3 tRNA genes are annotated in these 333 nt (G+C 45.6%); all 3 read left to right on the forward strand.

Features of this window, described 5'->3' with window-relative positions:
• The first annotated feature begins 22 nt into the window (after positions 1 to 22).
• The 3 genes from JN080_RS29340 (at position 23) to JN080_RS29350 (ending at position 304) form a co-directional block, all read left to right on the forward strand.
• Positions 23 to 95, forward strand: a tRNA-Lys gene (locus JN080_RS29340).
• A 40-nt stretch (positions 96 to 135) separates the two neighbouring features.
• Positions 136 to 211 (forward strand) — tRNA-Lys (locus tag JN080_RS29345).
• A gap of 8 nt (positions 212 to 219) precedes the next feature.
• A tRNA-Leu gene (locus JN080_RS29350) sits at positions 220 to 304 on the forward strand.
• The last annotated feature ends 29 nt before the right edge of the window (positions 305 to 333 follow it).

The following is a 333-nucleotide window of genomic DNA, read 5'->3' on the forward strand; positions in this document are numbered from 1 at the left end:
TTTTAACCCATCAGTTTAAAACGGGCCATTAGCTTAGTTGGTAGAGCATCTGACTCTTAATCAGAGGGTCGAAGGTTCGAATCCTTCATGGCCCATTATTTTTCATGGGTTTTAAAATTGAATCATATTTATGATGTGCCATTAGCTCAGTCGGTAGAGCATCTGACTTTTAATCAGAGGGTCGAAGGTTCAAGTCCTTCATGGCACACCATTTACGATGCGGGTGTGGCGGAATTGGCAGACGCACCAGACTTAGGATCTGGCGCCGGAAGGCGTGGGGGTTCAAGTCCCTTCACCCGCACCATTTTAATAAAATGCGGAAGTAGTTCAGTG

Origin of the sequence: Bacillus sp. EB600, from assembly GCF_024494385.1 — a bacterium.
Lineage (GTDB): Bacteria > Bacillota > Bacilli > Bacillales > Cytobacillaceae > JAEVLT01.